Here is a 17,472-nt window from a genome sequence, read left to right on the forward strand (position 1 = left end):
CGGCGTCAGGAGTCGCCGGGCTCGGGCGGCCGGCGACGGCGCAGATACCGTTCGAACTCGCGCGCGATCGCCTCGCCGCTGGCCTCCGGCAGATTGGGGGTGTCGGTGGCCTCCTCCAGCCGCTGCACATACTCGGCGATGTCGGTGTCCTCCTGAGCCAGCTCGTCCACGCCGCGCTCCCACGCCTCGGCGTCCTCGGAGACCTCCTCGACGTCCAGGGTCAGCCCGAGCAGGTCTTCGAGCTGCCGCATCAGGGCCAGCTGGGCCTTCGGGGAGGGCGCCTGACCCACATAGTGCGGCACGGCCGCCCACAGCGAGACCGCGGGGATGCCGGCCTGGTTCGCCGTGTGTGCCAGGACTCCGACGATCCCGGTGGGCCCCTCATAGGTCGGCTCGTCCACATCCAGGGCGTCCTGCAGAGCGGGGTCCTCACTGGACAGTGCGGCAGGGATGGGCCGGGTGTGCGGCACGTCCGCCAGCAGCGCGCCCACCAGCACGATCGCGGCGACGTCGTGCTCGGCGGCCTTGGTCAGGATGTCGGCGGTGAAGGCCTGCCAGCGGAAGCTCGGCTCCACGCCGTTGACCAGCAGCAGGTCCAGTTCACAGGTCTGCGGGCGGGCCCGGTAGATCTTCGTCGCGGGCCAGACGATCTCCCGGTGCGACCCGGTCCGACGGACCCGCGGGCGGGTGAACTGGTAGTCGTAGTAGTCCTCGTCGTCGATGCGCTCGACCAGCTCTCCGTCGGCGGCCGTGGTGATGGAGCGCACGGCCGAGGAGGCGGCCCCGCCGGCGTCGTTCCAACCCTCGAAGGCCAGCACCATCACGGTGGGCCGCTCGTCTGCCACGTCGGTGGACTCGCGGAGATGCCGGGCGAACCGGGCGGCGCGGGCCTCGGTCTGCTCGGGTGCGTCCTCGGGCTGGTTCTGCTGATCCACAGCTCTCACACTAGCTCCGGCCCTGGGGGGAGGGAAGTGCTGACGTGGGCGTGTGACGTCCGCGACGGCGTGCCGCGCGTCATCACGCCTACGATGGAAGCATGCATTCTGAGACCTCTCCCGGCGCGTCCCGACGGCTCCAGGCCGTGTTCTGGGACATGGACGGCACCCTCGTCGACACGGAGCCCTACTGGATCGCCTCCGAGTATGAGCTCGTCGCGGCCCACGGCGGCTCCTGGAGCGACGAACAGGCCCACTCGCTGGTGGGCCAGGCTCTGACGCACAGTGCCGCCGTGCTGCAGCGTGCCGGAGTGGACCTGTCGGTCCGTCAGATCATCGACCATCTCATCGGACAGGTGGTGGAGAGGGTCCGAGAGCAGATGCCGTGGCGTCCCGGCGCCCGCGAGCTGTTGGAGGACCTCCATTCCGCGGGAGTGCGCTGCGCCCTGGTGACCATGAGCGAAGGGCCGCTCGCCCGTGAGGTCGTCGCCGCCCTGCCGGAGGGGAGGCTCGAGTTCATCGTCTCGGGAGACATGGTCAGCCGTGGCAAGCCTGACCCGGAGGCCTACCATGTGGCGTTCGAGCGGATGGCGGCCGACCATCCGGAGCCTCTGGAGCGCGGACGCTGCCTGGCGGTGGAGGACTCGGTGCCCGGCACGGCCGCCGCCGCGGACTCCGGGATCGTGACCCTGGCGGTGCCGCATATGAGTCCGCTGCCCGAGTCGGGACGTTGGCACACTCTGCCCACTCTCCGCGGCCTCGACGCCGATGGGTTGGACCAGCTGATCTCGGTGGCTCCCGGCTCGGCCATCGGCTCGCTGGCCCGACCATGAGACCTCGAACGGGACGGGGCGGGATCACGGTCGCCCGCGTGGCCGGCACACCCGTGCGGCTGCAGTACTCCTGGTTCCTCATCGGCGGGGTCATCGTGATCCTGTTCGGACCCCAGGTGGCCCGCATCTTCCCCGAGCTGGGGGTGTGGGCCCACCTGGTCGCGGCCGCCTATGCGGTGCTGCTGCTGCTCTCGGTGCTCGCCCATGAGCTGGCCCATGCGCTCACCGCCCGTGCCTTCGGCTGGCCGTCCACCGAGATCGAGCTGAACCTCTGGGGCGGTCACACCCAGTTCCTCACCCGGGAGGCGACTCCCGGGAAGTCGTTGGCCGTCTCTCTCGCCGGGCCGGCGGCGAATCTGCTGATCGCCGCCGTGGGCTGGGCGCTGATCGAAGCCCTGGAGCCGGTCGGGGTGCTCGGCATGCTCGCCTCGGTCACCGTGCTCGTCAACTTCCTGGTGGGGCTGTTCAACCTGCTGCCGGGGCATCCCCTCGACGGCGGGCGCCTCGTGGAGTCCGCAGTCTGGCGGGCCACGGGGAGTCAGGACCGCGGGATGCTGGCGGCCGGCTGGGCGGGCCGCGCCGTCGTCGTCGCCCTCGCCGCGACGGTCCTGGTCCTGGCCGCCACGGGTTCGCCGCGGATCAGCCTCGTGCTGGTCGTCGTGGCGACGATGGTGTGCTTCTTCCTCTGGCAGGGTGCTGGGGATGCGGTCCGGACGGCCCGAGCTCGGCTGACGCGTCAGCGGCACGACGACGGCGGAGGCGGGGCCGGCGGGCCTCAGGGCCCCGGGGAGCGATAGGCTCGAGATGACGAATGCGTCGGCGCCGGCACCGGTCCGTCGTCGCGCCACCAGACCCCCACGACGAGAGTGAGATCCGTGAGCACCAACCCCGAGTCGGCACCGACAGGCCCCGCGGACGAGCAGGGCGCTCCGATCGGCGTGCACATGCGCAAAGGCCCGCTGCGGCCGGGCCAGCGCGTGCAGCTCACCGACCGGAAGGGGAAGCCCAGCACCATCACCCTGCAGCGCGGAGGTGAGTGGCACACCCACCAGGGGGTGCTGCGCCATGACACGATGATCGGTCAGCCCGAGGGCATCGTGGTGGCCAACGACGCCGGCCACGAGTACCAGGTGCTCCGCCCGCTGCTGAACGACTTCGTGCTGTCGATGCCGCGCGGCGCCACCGTCGTCTACCCCAAGGACTCGGCCCAGATCGTCCAGGTGGCTGACGTCTTCCCCGGAGCGCACGTCATCGAGGCCGGGGTGGGCTCGGGTGCGCTCTCCCTCTCCCTGCTGCGCGCCGTCGGAGATCACGGCACGGTGCACTCCTATGAGCGTCGTGAGGACTTCGCCGAGATCGCCCGCGGCAACGTGGAGGCGTTCTTCGGCCAGCCGCATCCCGGCTGGAAGGTCCTGGTGGGCGACATGCAGGAGCAGGTGCCCCACCAGGAGAGCGCCGGAGCGGCGGATCGGGTGGTCCTGGACATGCTGGCCCCGTGGGAGTGCCTCGACGCGGTGCGGCATGTGCTCGCTCCGGGCGGCGTGTGGGTCAGCTACGTCGCCACCGTCACCCAGCTGTCTCGGCTCGCTGAGGCGATCCGCGCCTCCGGGGCCTTCACCGAGCCGGAGGCCCACGAGACGATGTTGCGCACCTGGCATCTCGACGGTCTGGCGGTGCGCCCGGACCATCGCATGGTGGCTCACACCGGATTCCTGCTCTCGGCCCGCAGACTGGCCGACGACCAGACGCCGCTGCAGCTGAAGAAGCGGGAGAAGCAGTCCGAGGTCACCACGGAGGACATGCAGGCCTGGCTCCCGGAGGACGCCGTTTGGGACGAGGAGACGCTCAAACGGCGCACCGTCACTGGGCGCAAGGCCCGCAAGGCCGCCGCCCACTCACAGAAGCTCGCAGAGGCCGCGCGCGGCGCCGACGACCCAGCACCGTCCCAGGAGCCGTCACAGGACACTGTGCAGGACACTGTGCAGGACACTGTGCAGGACACTGTGCAGGACGCCGCCCAGGACACAGCGGACACAGCCGAGACCGGCCGCGGGCCCCGGGGCGGGGCCGTGGAGCAGGAGGAGACATGAGCCCAGACGCCGCACAGGGACCGCCCACTGGAGAGTCCTCGCCGGCAGAGGCCACGGCCGAGCAGCTGCAGGAGCGCCTGGAGCGCGCCCACCGGCAGCTCGACTCGCTGCGCCAGCGCAGCCGCCAGCTGGAGCAGCAGCTGCAGACCGCCGGGAGCACGAACCAGCGGATGGCTCGACTGCTGGAGACCACGCGGAACCAGATGGACGAGCTGCGCACCGCGCTGCACGCCGACGGCCAGGCACCCTTCACCTTCGGCACCGTGATCGGCTACCGGCCGGCCCATGAGCTGGTCGAGGGACGGGAGATCGACGCGGCCACCGGACCCGGGGCGGACATCCTGCACGGCGGCCGGAAGATGCGGGTCAGCGTGTCCCCGCTGCTCGACCCCGAGCAGCTGCGGCCCGGGCTTGAGGTGCTGCTCAACGAGCACCTCACCGTGGTGGCGGTGCTGCCGGCCGAGGACACCGGGGAGCTCGCTCGGGTCAAGGAGGTGCTGCCGGACGGTCGTCTGGTGGTCTTCATCCGGGGCGAGGATGAGCGTCTGGTGCGCCTCGCCGGTGACCACGAGACTCCGGTGCGGGTCGGCGACGCCGTCACGGTGGACCTGCGCACCGGCACCGCGACCGAGGTGGTGCCGCTCTCCGAGGTCGAAGACGTCGTGCTGGAGGAGACGCCGGACGTCTCCTATGCGGACATCGGTGGTCTCTCCGAGCAGATCGAGCAGATCCGCGACGCCGTCGAGCTGCCGTTCCTGCACGCGGACCTCTACCGCGAGCACGGGCTCAGCGCGCCTAAGGGAATCCTGCTCTATGGCCCTCCGGGCTGCGGAAAGACCATGATCGCCAAGGCCGTGGCCTCCTCGCTGCAGGGCGTCGAAGCGCCAGACGGCGCGGGGGCCCCCGGGACGACGTCGGCCCGCAGCTTCTTCCTCAACATCAAGGGGCCCGAGCTGCTGAACAAGTACGTCGGCGAGACGGAACGTCATATCCGGGTGATCTTCTCTCGGGCGCGGGAGCGGGCTTCGGCGGGACACCCGGTGGTGGTGTTCTTCGATGAGATGGAGGCGCTGTTCCGCACGCGCGGCACCGGCGTCTCCTCGGACGTGGAGACCACGATCGTCCCGCAGCTGCTGGCGGAGATCGACGGCGTCGAGTCCCTGGACAACGTCATCGTCATCGGCGCCTCCAACAGGGAGGACATGATCGATCCGGCGATCCTGCGCCCCGGGCGCCTGGACGTGAAGATCCGAGTCCGCCGTCCCGGCGCCGCCGGCGCCCGGGAGATCCTGGGGATCCATCTGGGCGGTCGGCTGCCGCTGCGGGCCGACTATGTCGCGCAGAAGGGCGGGCATGCCGAGGCCGTGGAGGCGATGGTCGACGCCGTCGTCGACCGGCTCTATCCGCAGGACTCGGCGGCGCGTCTCCGCCTGGTGCACGCGGACGGCGCCACCACGGACTTCACCGCCGCGGACTTCATCTCGGGAGCGGTGCTGAGCAACATCGTCGACCGGGCCAAGAAGTCCGCCATCAAGCAGTTCCTCGCCGCTGACCGCAGTGTGGAGGCCAAGGGGCTCTCGGAGGAGCAGCTGTTGGCAGCGGCCGAGGCCGAGCTGCGTGACCAGGAGGACCTGGTGAACACCGCGGACCCCCAGGAATGGGCGCGGGTGCTCGGCGCCGCCCCGTCCCCGGTGGTGCGGGTCGAACGACTGGCCGGAGGAGCCCGATGAGCGTACGGCGTCTGATCGGCATGGAGACCGAGTACGGGATCCATGCCCCGAACAACCCCCGGGCGAGCCACGTGGCCTTGTCCATCGAGCTGGTCAACGCCTATGCGGCGGCGGTCACGGAGGACGGCGGCGCGGTGGCCGGCACGGAGTGGGACTACCGTTCGGAGTCCCCCCTGGTGGACGCCCGCGGCTGGGTGCTGCCCCGTTCGGCGGCGCATCCGAGCCAGCTGACCGACACCGGCGAGGCCCTCGAGGGGGTCAGCGGGGGAGACCCCTCCCCGGCCGACGTCCCGGTGCGGGCCACGCCGAGGACCGCCTCGACGGCGAGTCCCGCAGACCTCTCGGAAGGACAGGAGGACAGTGGGGACTCGGAGTTCCATGCGCCGGGATCGGCGCACTGGCGCGGCGACTTCTTCGAGCTCCGGGAGGGGCAGCCGCAGCTGCTGATGAACCTGGTGCTGACCAACGGGGCGCGGTTGTACGTGGACCACGCCCACCCCGAGTACTCCGCGCCGGAGACGATCGGCGCCAAGCGCGCGGTGCTCTATGACGTCGCCGGGGACGTGATCGTCCGGCGGGCCGTGGAGCGGCTCGCTCGCGAGGAAGGCAGCCCGGAGCTGCTGCTCTACAAGAACAACACCGACGGCAAATCCGTGTCCTACGGCGCCCACGAGAACTACCTGGTTCCCCGGGAGGTGCCTTTCGATCAGCTGGTCGCCGGGCTGATCCCGTTCTTCGTGACCCGGCAGATCATCTGTGGAGCCGGTCGCGTGGGCATCGGTCAGCGAGCCTCTCGCAGCGGCTTCCAGATCTCTCAGCGGGCCGACTTCTTCGAAGAGCAGGTGGGTCTGGAGACCACGGTGCGGCGCCCCATCATCAACACCCGGGATGAGCCGCACGCCGACGCCGACCGGCATCGGCGCCTGCACGTGATCATCGGCGACGCGAACATGAGTGAGTACTCGGCCTGGCTCCGCGTGGGCACCACGGCGCTGGTCCTGGACCTGATCGAGTCCGGTCGGGCTCCCCAGCTGCGCCTGCACGACCCGGTCGATGCGCTGAAGGCCGTTTCGCATGACCCGAGCCTCACCACCACGGTGCGCACCAATCGGGGCGAGATGACCGCCCTGCAGATCCAGCGGCTCTACCTGCGGGCCGCGGCCTCCCGGGCGGCCGAGAAGTCCGGACCGAAGTCGGCCCACACCGCCCCGGACACCGAGACCGCGGAGGTGCTCGAGGCCTGGGAGACTCTGCTGGAGGACCTCGAGAACGACCTCACCCTGGCCGCGGACCGCGTGGACTGGGTGGCCAAGCTGACCCTCATGGAGTCCTACCGTCGGCGGGACCGGCTGGACTGGGATGCCCCGCAGCTGAAGCTCATCGACCTGCAGTACGCCGACCTCCGGCCGGAGCGCGGGCTCTACCACAAGCTGGCCCGGGCCGGGCGGATGCGGCGGCTGTTCACCGACGATCAGGTCGCCTGGGCGGCGGCGCACCCGCCCGAGGAGACCCGGGCCTGGCTGCGCGGCCAGCTCGTGTCCCAGCATGCCGACCACGTGGTCGGCGCCAGCTGGGACCAGATCCTGCTGCGTCCCGATCCGCTGGGACGCGTCACGCGTCTGACGATGGCGGAGCCGACCCGCGGCTCCCGTGCCGACGCGGAGCCTGTCCTGTATGCCGCCGAAGCCCCTGAGGACCTGGTTGCCGGGCTGCGCCGTCTGTTGGAGTCCTGAACGCCCCGTCAGGCCCGGCGGGACACGCAGAAGCCGCCGGCAGTCGTAGACTCGGAAGTCAGTCCGTCGCACGGCGCCCCGCCGTGCGGAGAAGGTCCCGGACCCCTGGTGCTCGGCGCCGGGTCCGGGACGAGGAAGGGAGACATCATGGCCACTCAGCCGCAGCGCCGTCCCGGCCAGACCGAGCAGGACACCCCGGGAGCCCCCGGGGACGGTGGAGCGCCGGCCCCTGCCGGCGGAAACGCCCAGTCTCAGGCACGGGCGGAAGAGCTCGACAGCCTGCTCGACGAGATCGACTCGGTGCTGGAGAGCAACGCCGAGGAGTTCGTGAAGGGATTCGTCCAGAAGGGCGGTCAGTAGCAGCATGGAGCGTCGCGTCTTCGGCGTGGAGACCGAGTTCGGACTGGCACACCACGGCCAGGGACGTCGCGGACTGGCGCCGGACGAGGCCGCCCGGTACCTGTTCCGTCCGGTGATCGACTGGGGGCGCAGCTCGAACGTCTTCATTCCGAACGGGTCCCGGCTCTACCTCGACGTCGGATCCCATCCGGAGTACGCCACCGCCGAATGTGATGACCTGCTCGACCTCATCGCCTCGGACCGGGCGGGGGAGCTGATCATGCATGACCTCGGCCAGCGGGCCGAGGCGGCGATGGGCGCCGACGGGCTTCCCGGATCGGTCTACCTGCTGAAGAACAACATCGACTCGCAGGGCAATTCCTACGGCTCGCACGAGAACTACCTGATCCCTCGGACCACGCATTTCCGGCGACTGTCCACCGTGCTGCTGCCCTTCCTGGTGACCCGCCAGATCATCGCCGGTGCCGGGCGCATCGTCCCCGCGACGGAGGACGCACCGGCGCACTACGCCTTCTCGCAGCGTGCCGACCACATGTGGGAGGGCATCTCCTCGGCCACCACCCGGTCCCGTCCGATCATCAACACCCGGGACGAGCCGCATGCCGATGCGTCGGTGCATCGGCGGCTGCATGTGATCGTGGGCGACTCGAACATGTCGGAGACCACCCAGCTGGTGCGCTTCGGTGCGACAGACCTCGTCCTGCGCATGATCGAGGCCGGCCAGCCGCTGGGAGACCACGAGCTGGAGAACCCGATCAGCGCGATCCGCCACATCAGCCACGACCTCTCCGGGCGCGCGACGGTGCGCACCCGCGACGGCAAGCGCGTGACGGCTGTGGACGTGCAGGCCGCTCTGCTCGAGAAGGCGCGCCGCTTCGTCGCCCGGCACGGGGCCCACCACGACAGGGTCGAGCAGGTCCTCGACCTCTGGGGCAGAGCCGTGGAGGCGGTCGCCACCGGCGATCACTCACTCATCGACCGGGAGATCGACTGGGCCATCAAGAAGCGGCTGATCGACGAGGTCGCCGCCCGCTCAGGGCTCGACCTCGGGGCGCCCCGGCTGGATCAGATCGACTTCGCCTACCATGACATCCACCCGGAACGGGGCCTGTTCCACCTGCTGGTCCGACGGGGCCGCGCCGAGAGGCTGCTCGACGACGCCCGCCTGCGCCGGGCGATCACCGACCCGCCCGCGACGACGCGTGCCGTCGTCCGGGGGCGCTTCCTCTCAGCGGCTCGTGCCCACGGCGTCGGCCACACCGTGGACTGGGTCCACCACAAGCTGGTGGACCGCCCCTTGGAGGCGGTCATGGTCAAGGATCCCTTCGTGACCGAGGACCCTCGGATCGAGACGCTGCTGGCTCGCCTCGGCGGCGAGCTGCTCGAGCTGAACCCCGCCGAGCGGGAGGCTCAGTCGGTGCCGCTGGCGCTCAGCGAGCGCTACGTGCGGACACAGCCCGCGGCACCGCCCGAGCCCCCGCTGGTGTGATCGGCGCACGGGCTCGACACGGAGGAACGGCACGCGGCCGTCCAGCGGGACCCTGTACAGTTCACCCTGGCGAGAACACTGGCGGGACCACCGTCTGCCCCGATCAACACTGGAGGACACCCTTCGTGCGAAAGAAGCATCACGCCGCCCTGGCCGCCCCTGCCGTGCTGCTGCTGGCCGCCTGCTCCGGCGACGGCCTCGGCGACACCTCAGCGCTGTCGGGGATCGACCTGCATTTCACGGATGAAGGCGTCCCGGAGGTGCTGATCAGCAACCCGGTCGAGGCGGACGAGGAGTCCTCGGTGATCCTCTCCCAGGGCGATGGCGAGGAACTGGATCCGGAACAGATCCTGCACGTCTCCTCGGCGACGGTGGACCCCTCGAGCGGTGCCGTCCAGCAGGAGAACTTCAGCGAGGATCTGCCCTCCTTGCTGTTCCTGCCGATGATCGAGCAGCAGAGCGAGTTCATCTACGATTCGCTCATGGAGACGGGCGCGACCGTCGGCTCCGATCTGGCCCTCTACGAGCCGGGAACGCCGGAGACGGGCGGCGTCGACTCGTTGATCATCCTGCGCATCGATGATCAGGTTCCCGCCTATGCCACCGGTGAGGAGCAGGAGCAGAGCGGCGACCTCCCGGAGATCACGTCTGTGGAGGGCGAGGCTCCCGAGCTCGCCGAGGCGCCCGGCGACGACGAGGACGCCCCCGAGGAGACCGCGAGCGAGGTGCTGATCGCCGGCGACGGCGAAGAGATCGGCGCCACCGACCAGGTCGTGGTCCGCTACACCGGGTGGAAGTGGTCCGACGGCGAGGTCTTCGACTCGGCCTGGCCCGGTGTGACCGCCGGGGCCGCGGAGGACGATGAGGCCGATGAGGACGATGAGGCCGATGACGCCGACGACTCCGAGGACGAGGCCGAGGGGGAGGAGACCCCGCCGGCACCGCCCGCGAGCTTCCCGCTGGACAACCTGGTCGCCGGATGGGCCGAGGGTCTGGAAGGCAAGCATGTCGGTGACCGCGTGCTGCTGGTCATCCCGCCGGAGGAGGGCTACGGGGAGTCCGAGGGCCACGAGCTCCAGGACGAGACCCTGATCTTCGTCGTCGACGTCATCGAGGCCGCACCCATGCCGGAGCAGACGCAGCAGGAGATGCCCGAGCAGCCGGAGCTCAGCGAGGAGGAGCTTGAGGAGCTCCAGGAGATGCTCGAGGAGCAGGGCGCCGCGGAGAGCGGAGCCGACGACGCCGATGCTGAGGGCGACGCTGAGGATGAGGCTGAGGACGACGCTGAGGACGATGCCGGCGACGACGACGAGTGAGAGGGGCCCCGCGGCCGCCGGTGCGTGACGGGCGCTCCGTGAGGACCCGACCCTGACGATCCCACGCCCCGGGGCCCGACCTGATGGTCCGGCCCCGGGGCGTGTGCCGTCTCTGCTGTGCGGTCTCCGATAGGCTGGATGCAGAAGATCCCTGTCGGAGAGGAAACAGCACCTATGTCTTTCGGTCAGCGCACCTACGACCGCACACGCCCGGAGATCGACTTCCCCGGAGACACTCCGCCTGAGGAGCTCGTCGTCGAGGAGCTCATCCCCGGCGGCGGCCGCGCCGTCGAGCCGGGCGACCAGGTGTCGTGCCACTACGTGGGGGTGTCCTGGTCCACCGGCGAGGAGTTCGACGCCTCCTGGAACCGTGGCCAGCCGTTGGACTTCACGGCCGGCGTCGGACAGGTCATCGCAGGCTGGGACCAGGGGCTGATCGGGATGAAGGAGGGCGCTCGGCGGCGTCTGGAGATCCCGCCGCACCTGGCATACGGCGAGCGTGGCGCCGGTGCGGCCATCGGGCCGAACGAGACCCTGATCTTCGTGGTCGACCTGGTCCGCGTCCGTCGAGCCGGCTGATCCGCCGTGGTCGGGTATCGCCACCGCAGCCGAGGCGGGCCGGACCGGATCGGCGCCGAGGGGCAGGGGGGCTTCGTCTACGGGACGACGCCGCATGCTCCTGAGGCGGAGCGACAGGACGCCTTCGCCGACACCGGCGTCAGCCGCGCGCTCTCGCTGGCGGCGACGCTGATCGACGCCGCCCCCGTGGGCCTCTCCAAGGCAGAGATCCGGGAGCGGGTCGAGCACTACCGTCCCGAGGGCGAGACCTCCCGGGAGGCCTTCGAGCAGCAGTTCAACCGGGACAAGCGGACGCTGCGGCGGCTCGGCATCGACATCACGTCCCTGGGTTCCGAGGACGAGGGGCGGGACGGCCACGGCGGTGACCACGACTTCCGCTACGTCATCGATCCGGAGGCCCACGGGCTGCCCCCGTTGCGGATTCCGGCGGACGAGGTCATCGCCCTGCGGCACGCCGAGCTGCTGTGGAGCGGGACCCGAGCACAGGCGGCCATACGGCAGGCCGCCGGCGCGCTGACGGCCCTGCAGGCCTCGGAGCCGGCGGGCGACCGTGCCGCGGCCGCTTCGACTGCCGATCCGGAGGCCGCCCAGGTGCCCGGCGCTCTGCCGCCTCCGGCATCGGTGAGACTGGGTCTGGCCGACGACCACGTGCTCGACCACCTCGGGACCCTCGCCGACTCCCTGACGACTGCGGCAGTGGCGTTCACCTACAGTCCGCGAGGCCGGCATCGCGCCCAACAGCGCCGCACGGTGCCGTTGGGCGTAGGCTCCCGCGGCGGCTGGTATCTGGTGGGCCACGATCTTGACCGCGACGCCGTCCGTGTCTACCGATTGGACCGCATCCGTGGCGACATCACCCGGCTCACGGCGCCGGACGATTCCGTCAGGACCGTCCTGGAGCAGATCGCCGACGGCCGCATCGACCCCCCGCAGGTGACCCGCGAGCAGCTCGAGACCCTCGGCCCGGCCCACGGGACGGAGACGGTGGAGCTGGAGGCCGACGCCGACGTCGCGGCCACCTTCCTGCCGCATGCGCGTCACGATCCTGTGTCTTCTGAGGCGTTCCACGACGAAGCTGTCCGACTCACGGTCGAGACCACGCTCCACGACAGCTTCCTGGGGAAGATCGCCGTCGCGCTGCCGCGGGTCCGGGTGCTCTCCGGGGAGCGACTCACGGCGCTGGTCCGGCGTCACCTGGAAGCTGTGCGCCGGGCGCATCGGGACAGCCCGGTTCCGGCGGAGGAGCTGAGGGCGCCGCGGACCTCGACGACCAACGACGCCGGAGCGAAGATCGCCCGGGTCATGTCGATGGCCGCCTACCTGCACGCCACCGGCGGTGCACGGGCCAGCGATCTGCTGGAGCGCTACAGCATCACGCCTCGTCAGCTGCACCGGGATCTTCTCTCCCTGCAGCAGTCGGCCGCCTTCGATTCCGCGCAGTTCGGGCACTACATCGACATCGACCCAGAGCTTCCGCTGACGCGTCGCGTGTTCGAGAAGCAGCTGCTGGCAGAGGACCCGGTCATCCGCATCGCCCTGCCGGGCCCGCGGCTTCAGGACACGCTGGGGCGTCCGCTGCGGCTGACCGCACCGCAGGCGCTCTCGGTGCTGATCGCCCTGGAGGGTCTCATCGCCTCCCAGGATCCGGACACCGAGCCGGTCCGGCAGGCCGCCGCGCGCCTGCGCGACAGGATCCGTGCGATCGTTCCGGCTGAGCTCGACGCCACTGCCGCCGAGCTGAGTGTGGCCTGGCAGAGCGCCGACGAGTTCGGCCACGAGGCCGTTCTGCGCAAGGCCCTCGACGGCGAGCACGCCGTCGAACTCCTCTACGAAGATGTCCAGAACCGCCGGACCCGTCGCGTCGTGGACCCCGTGACGCTGCTGCACGACGGCGCCCGCACCTACCTGCGGGCCTGGTGCCGGTCGGTGGAGGGGGAGCGGAACTTCCTGCTCGGCCGGGTGCTGGACCTGACGCCGATGCCGGACACGCCGCTGAGCGATCAGGCCCGCGCGCTCGCGACCGAGCCTGCGCGCCGCCCGGAGGTCCCTCGTCGTCGCGATGACGAGCTCGTGATCCTGCGCTTCGCCCCCTCGGCGGCGGCCGACGCTGATGCCTGGGCGCCCGTGCGGGAGGTCTGGGGAGAGGACGGCGCGCGGACGGTGGAGGTCGCCCTGCGCAGCGGGTCCATCGCCGTCGATCTGGCGCTGCGCTCCGGGGGCGACGTCACCGTGCTGCAGCCGGAGGAGCTTGCCGGGGAGGTCGTGCGTCGAGCCGAACGGGGGCTGGCGGCCCTGGGCGACGGTGCGTCCAGCTCGGTGGAGTATCCTGGGGGCCAGACGAAAGGACGCACTCCATGAACATCACCGGTTGGCAGATCGCCATCATCGCCCTGCTCATCATCCTGCTGTTCGGTGCGCCGAAGCTTCCACAGCTGGCCAAGTCCGTGGGTCAGTCGATGAGGATCTTCAAATCCGAGGTCCGCACGATGCAGGACGAGTCTGACTCCAAGGACCCCGAGACCGGCGACGCCGAGCGTCCCGCGGTGGAGGGCCGTGTGGTGGACCCCACCGACACCCCGCGCGGCAGCTCACAGCACCGCCGCGACCACGCCTGAGGACCGATGGCAGGGACGCACGACGACGCTCCCCGCACCTCATCGCCACGACGTCGCAGGAAGTCGAGACGCCGCAGAGACCCTGAGGGGAAGATGCCCCTGAAGGAGCATCTGCGCGAACTCCGCAATCGGCTCATCAAGGCCTGCCTGGGGATCGTGGTCGGTGCCGTCGCGGGGTTCTTCCTCTATGACACGATCTTCGCGCTGCTGAGCGCGCCGGTCATCGGTTTCGACGATGTGGACCGCAGCACCGAGATCGCCTTCAACACGGTCGGCCAGCCGCTGGACCTGATGATCCGCATCTCGCTGTTCGTCGGGATCGTGATCTCCTCGCCGGTGTGGCTCTACCAGCTGTGGGCCTTCATCATGCCCGGGCTGCAGAAGAAGGAGAAGCGCTACGCCCTGGGGTTCATCGCCGCCTCGGTGCCGCTGTTCGTGATCGGCATCGGCCTGGCCTACGTGGTCCTGCCGCAGGCCATCCGATTCTTCTTCACCCTGAACCCCGAGGGCACGTCGAACATCATCGCTCCGGACGTCTATTTCACCTTCGTGCTGCACCTCTTCCTGGCCTTCGGGGTCGCGATGGTCATCCCGGTGATCCTGGTGGGAGTGAACATGATGGGGCTGATCACCGGGCGTCGGGTCCTCAAGAGCTGGCGGGGGACCCTGATGTTCATCGCGCTGATCTCGGCCATGGCGGCCCCCGGCGGCGATGCGATCACCATGTTCTTCATCGCCGGTCCGCTCGTGGTCCTCTTCGGGGTCGCGATCGTGCTGTGTCTGCTCAATGACAAGCGCCGGGAGAAGCGGGTGGCCGCTCGCGAGGCCGCCACCGAGGATCTCATCACCCGCACCTGAGCGGGGTGCGGATCGTCTCTCCGTGAGAGATCGTCGCCGAATCAGGGGGCGATCTCTCACGGAGAGACGATCTTCTGCGGGCCGCAGGGGCGAGGACTGATCAGCCGAGGACTGGTCAGCCCAGGTCCGCCCAGCCCGGTACTGCCCAGTCCCGCCCAGCCCAGCCCAGTTCTGCTGAGCCCGGTCTACCGCCGTGCCGACTGCTGGGCGCGCAGACTGCGCAGCAGATGGTCCTGTTCCTCGATGAGCAACCGCCGCAGCGCCGCCGGAGCGTCCTGATGGGCGGCGAGCCAGTCGGCCGTGCGGCGGGCCGTCGGGTGCTCCTGAGGCTTCTCTCCGGCCGTCAGGTCCTGAGCGCCGGGGAACAGCCCGGCGACCACACGCGTGGCCTGACCCTGGCTCATCCGCTCCCACACGTCGACGACGGCGGCGAAGTAGTCCTCCTCATAGGCGTCCACGAGCTCGGCCGGACCGCAGCGGAAGCCCTCCACCGTGGCGGTGAGGTGATCGTTGGACAGTTCCTCGCCGTCGTCGTCCCGGCCGGAGATCGCCTGGGCGAAGGCCTCCTTCTTCACCGCGGGGCGAGGGCGGGCTGCCAGCGCGAGCCGGTGGGCGATCCGCCCGCGCGCCGTGGTGCGGCCGGCCAGTTCGGCGTCGAGGGCGTCGCGCTCCACCCGTCCGTGGGTGGTGAGCGCCTGCAGGAACGCCCAACGCAGCTCCTCGTCCAGCGCCAGGCCGGTGATCCCCAGGGAGGCGGCCTCGCCGTCGAGCAGCGCCGCCAGCAGGTCCAGCTGTGCGGGCGTGCGACGCGAGATCGTGGCCAGGGTGCGGGCCGCTGCGCGCTGGCGGTCACCGCCGTGGCACTCGGCGATGAACTCGGCCAGGCGGGCGGCGAACTGCTCCTGCAGCCGCTCCCGCTCCCCCGCCGGCGTGAAGGCCTCCAGGGCACGGTCGCTCTGCCGCAGCAGCGCCTGGACGACGACGACCTCTTCGATCTGCAGGCCCAGAGTCATCACCGCTTCCAGGAACCGGGCCGCGGGCAGCTCGCCGTCGCGGACCATGGACCACAGGGCGGCCCACACGGTGGCACGCGCGAGCGGGTCCTCGACGGGGTGGGTCAGTACTGCCGCCACGGATTCCGGATCCAGGCTGAGCTTGGCGTAGGTGAGGTCCTCCTCGTTGGGCAGCAGCAGCCGCGGAGCACCCGTGGCGGGGAGGGTCAGCTCCTGGAGCACGCGGGGGCCCTCGAGGGCGATGCGTTCTGATCCGGTGCGCCGCAGGGCCCCGGTGGTCTCGTCGAGCACGTGGACGCCGACCTCCACGACGTGCGGACGGCTGATCGGTCCACCCGTGGCGGGATCAGTGCCGCGCTCCTCGACCACGACGCGGCCGGCGTCGTCCACCGATGCGGCGAGCTCCGGCACGCCGGCGGTCTGCAGCCAGGCCGCGGCCCAGCTGGTCATGTCGCGGCCGGAGACCTCGCCGAGCACCGACAGGAAGTCGTCCAGGCTCGCGTTGCCGAAGGCATGCCGGACGAAGTACCGACGGGCAGCCTCGCGGAAGGCCTCGCGGCCGACGAAGGCCGCGAGCTGCTTGAGCACCGAAGCGCCCTTGGCGTAGGTGATGCCGTCGAAGTTCTGGTCGGCCGCCTCCAGGTCGGTGATGTCTGCGACGATCGGATGCGTGGTGGGCAGCTGGTCCTGCACATACGCCCAGGCCTTCCGGCCGTTGGCGAAGGAGATCCAGGAGGTGGTCCAGTCGGTGGCCTCGTCCACCGCCAGTGACCCCATGTAGTCGGCGAAGGACTCCTTGAGCCACAGGTCGTCCCACCAGCGCATGGTGACGAGGTCGCCGAACCACATGTGAGCCATTTCGTGCATCAGCGTGTTGGCTCGGGTCTCGCGCTGGGCGTCGGTGGCGTCGGTGTCGAAGACGTACTTCTCGGTGAATGTGACCAGGCCCGGGTTCTCCATGGCGCCGAGGTTGTACTCGGGGACGAAGACCTGGTCGTATTTGCCCCACGGGTAGGTGAAGGCGAACTCGGCGTGGAAGAAGTCCAAGCCTGAGCGGGTCAGTTCGAGGAGCTCCTCGGAGTCGAGGTGTTCGGCCAGGGAGGCTCGACAGAGCACCGCCAGCGGGACCTCGATCGGGGACTCTCCCTCCACCCCGCCCGCCCAGGAGCCGTCCACGCGGTGGTACGGTCCGGCGAGCAGCGCGGTGATGTAGCTGGACATCCGTCGCGTCTCGGCGAACCTGACGCGGACCAGGCCTTCACCGTCGAGCCCTGCGGCGGTGCCGGAGACCGAGTCCCGGGAGACCTCCGCGCCGTTGGACCGCAGCTCCCAGCTCTGGGGGCCGATCAGGGAGAAGCGGAACGTGGCCTTCAGGTCCGGCTGCTCGAACACGGGGAACACGCGCCGGGAGTCGGCGGGCTCGTACTGCGTGTACAGGTAGACCTGCCCGTCGGAGGGGTCCACGAAGCGGTGCAGGCCCTCCCCGGAGCGGGAGTAGCGGGAGGAGGACCGGATCTCCACCACGTTCTCGGCCGCCAGCTCGGGGAGTCGGATCCGTGCGGAGCCCACATGGTCCGCCGGGTCCAGGCGAGCGCCGTTGAGGATGACCTCCTCCACCGCGGCGCCCAGATAGTCGAGGAACGTCTCTGCCCCGGGCGAGGCGCTGCGGAACAGGATCCGGGTGGAGACGGGATAGGTCGAGGCGCCCTCGGCGGCGGCGCCCGAGAGGTCCACGTCGACCTCATAGGCGTCCACCGTCAGGTGCGCAGAGCGGGACGCGGCCTCGTCCCTGGTCAGGTTCTCCTCCGCAGCCCGGGGGAACGGGGTCTCCGCTCCGGGGGATGCGTCAGTGTCAGTGATCGTCATGACCCCATTCAAGCCGCATCCGACGGGGCGGGCAAAGCCGGGTCGCGACCCCGGT

Annotated in this window: 14 protein-coding genes; 12 read left to right on the forward strand and 2 right to left on the reverse strand. The window is 70.4% G+C overall.

What is annotated here, in order from left to right:
* Positions 1 to 5: 5 nt before the first annotated feature.
* A complete protein-coding gene (locus Q7C18_RS03190; protein ID WP_070158785.1) occupies positions 6 to 935 on the reverse strand; it encodes a proteasome assembly chaperone family protein in 930 nt (309 codons plus the stop codon).
* Positions 936 to 1,036: 101 nt separating this feature from the next.
* Between Q7C18_RS03190 and Q7C18_RS03195 the strand changes: the two genes are divergently transcribed.
* From Q7C18_RS03195 to tatC, 12 genes are all read left to right on the forward strand, one after another.
* Positions 1,037 to 1,768: an HAD family phosphatase gene (locus tag Q7C18_RS03195; RefSeq protein ID WP_311024151.1), complete on the forward strand. Its 732-nt coding sequence runs from the start codon at positions 1,037 to 1,039 to the stop codon at positions 1,766 to 1,768.
* A gap of 38 nt (positions 1,769 to 1,806) precedes the next feature.
* A complete protein-coding gene (locus Q7C18_RS03200; protein ID WP_311024152.1) occupies positions 1,807 to 2,565 on the forward strand; it encodes a site-2 protease family protein in 759 nt (252 codons plus the stop codon).
* Between the two features lie 147 nt (positions 2,566 to 2,712).
* Entirely contained in the window at positions 2,713 to 3,858 is a 1,146-nt protein-coding gene (locus tag Q7C18_RS03205; RefSeq protein ID WP_311024437.1) for a tRNA (adenine-N1)-methyltransferase, read from the forward strand.
* Entirely contained in the window at positions 3,855 to 5,588 is a 1,734-nt protein-coding gene (arc, locus tag Q7C18_RS03210; protein ID WP_311024154.1) for a proteasome ATPase, read from the forward strand. Before Q7C18_RS03205 ends, arc begins: the two co-directional genes overlap by 4 nt.
* Positions 5,585 to 7,321, forward strand: coding sequence for a depupylase/deamidase Dop (gene dop, locus Q7C18_RS03215; protein ID WP_311024155.1), 1,737 nt, complete (start codon positions 5,585 to 5,587; stop codon positions 7,319 to 7,321). The genes arc and dop overlap by 4 nt, the downstream gene beginning before the upstream one ends.
* 147 nt (positions 7,322 to 7,468) lie before the next feature.
* The gene (locus Q7C18_RS03220) at positions 7,469 to 7,681 is read left to right on the forward strand and encodes a ubiquitin-like protein Pup (protein WP_311024156.1); all 213 of its coding nucleotides are present in this window, start codon (positions 7,469 to 7,471) and stop codon (positions 7,679 to 7,681) included.
* A gap of 4 nt (positions 7,682 to 7,685) precedes the next feature.
* The gene (pafA, locus tag Q7C18_RS03225; protein ID WP_311024158.1) at positions 7,686 to 9,170 is read left to right on the forward strand and encodes a Pup--protein ligase; all 1,485 of its coding nucleotides are present in this window, start codon (positions 7,686 to 7,688) and stop codon (positions 9,168 to 9,170) included.
* Positions 9,171 to 9,295: 125 nt separating this feature from the next.
* Complete coding sequence (locus tag Q7C18_RS03230; RefSeq protein ID WP_311024159.1) at positions 9,296 to 10,486, forward strand: FKBP-type peptidyl-prolyl cis-trans isomerase; 1,191 nt, start codon at positions 9,296 to 9,298, stop codon at positions 10,484 to 10,486.
* 174 nt (positions 10,487 to 10,660) lie between these two features.
* Positions 10,661 to 11,065 carry an FKBP-type peptidyl-prolyl cis-trans isomerase gene (locus Q7C18_RS03235; protein ID WP_070158792.1) on the forward strand — a complete coding sequence of 135 codons (405 nt, stop codon included), beginning with the start codon at positions 10,661 to 10,663 and terminating at the stop codon, positions 11,063 to 11,065.
* Positions 11,066 to 11,071: 6 nt separating this feature from the next.
* A complete protein-coding gene (locus Q7C18_RS03240) occupies positions 11,072 to 13,423 on the forward strand; it encodes a WYL domain-containing protein (RefSeq protein WP_311024160.1) in 2,352 nt (783 codons plus the stop codon).
* Positions 13,420 to 13,680, forward strand: a complete 261-nt coding sequence (gene tatA / locus Q7C18_RS03245; protein ID WP_085437056.1) for a Sec-independent protein translocase subunit TatA — start codon at positions 13,420 to 13,422, stop codon at positions 13,678 to 13,680. The genes Q7C18_RS03240 and tatA overlap by 4 nt, the downstream gene beginning before the upstream one ends.
* 93 nt (positions 13,681 to 13,773) lie before the next feature.
* Complete coding sequence (gene tatC, locus Q7C18_RS03250) at positions 13,774 to 14,538, forward strand: twin-arginine translocase subunit TatC (RefSeq protein ID WP_237089886.1); 765 nt, start codon at positions 13,774 to 13,776, stop codon at positions 14,536 to 14,538.
* A gap of 185 nt (positions 14,539 to 14,723) precedes the next feature.
* On the opposite strand, the gene pepN is transcribed toward tatC, so the two are convergent.
* Complete coding sequence (gene pepN, locus Q7C18_RS03255; protein ID WP_311024162.1) at positions 14,724 to 17,417, reverse strand: aminopeptidase N; 2,694 nt, start codon at positions 17,415 to 17,417, stop codon at positions 14,724 to 14,726.
* Positions 17,418 to 17,472 lie beyond the last annotated feature (55 nt).

The organism is Nesterenkonia sp. CL21 (assembly GCF_031705515.1).
In the GTDB taxonomy this organism is placed as follows: Bacteria; Actinomycetota; Actinomycetes; order Actinomycetales; family Micrococcaceae; genus Nesterenkonia; species Nesterenkonia aethiopica.

What these genes read in the sequence shown, in the direction of transcription:
- Q7C18_RS03195 (WP_311024151.1), top strand. Translation starts at nt 1,037, where the DNA reads ATGCATTCTGAGACCTCTCCCGGCGCGTCCCGACGGCTCCAGGCCGTG.
- Q7C18_RS03205 (WP_311024437.1), top strand. Translation starts at nt 2,713, where the DNA reads ATGCGCAAAGGCCCGCTGCGGCCGGGCCAGCGCGTGCAGCTCACCGAC.
- arc (WP_311024154.1), top strand. Translation starts at nt 3,855, where the DNA reads ATGAGCCCAGACGCCGCACAGGGACCGCCCACTGGAGAGTCCTCGCCG.
- dop (WP_311024155.1), top strand. Translation starts at nt 5,585, where the DNA reads ATGAGCGTACGGCGTCTGATCGGCATGGAGACCGAGTACGGGATCCAT.
- Q7C18_RS03220 (WP_311024156.1), top strand. Translation starts at nt 7,469, where the DNA reads ATGGCCACTCAGCCGCAGCGCCGTCCCGGCCAGACCGAGCAGGACACC.
- pafA (WP_311024158.1), top strand. Translation starts at nt 7,686, where the DNA reads ATGGAGCGTCGCGTCTTCGGCGTGGAGACCGAGTTCGGACTGGCACAC.
- Q7C18_RS03235 (WP_070158792.1), top strand. Translation starts at nt 10,661, where the DNA reads ATGTCTTTCGGTCAGCGCACCTACGACCGCACACGCCCGGAGATCGAC.
- tatA (WP_085437056.1), top strand. Translation starts at nt 13,420, where the DNA reads ATGAACATCACCGGTTGGCAGATCGCCATCATCGCCCTGCTCATCATC.
- tatC (WP_237089886.1), top strand. Translation starts at nt 13,774, where the DNA reads ATGCCCCTGAAGGAGCATCTGCGCGAACTCCGCAATCGGCTCATCAAG.
- pepN (WP_311024162.1), bottom strand. Translation starts at nt 17,417, where the DNA reads ATGACGATCACTGACACTGACGCATCCCCCGGAGCGGAGACCCCGTTC.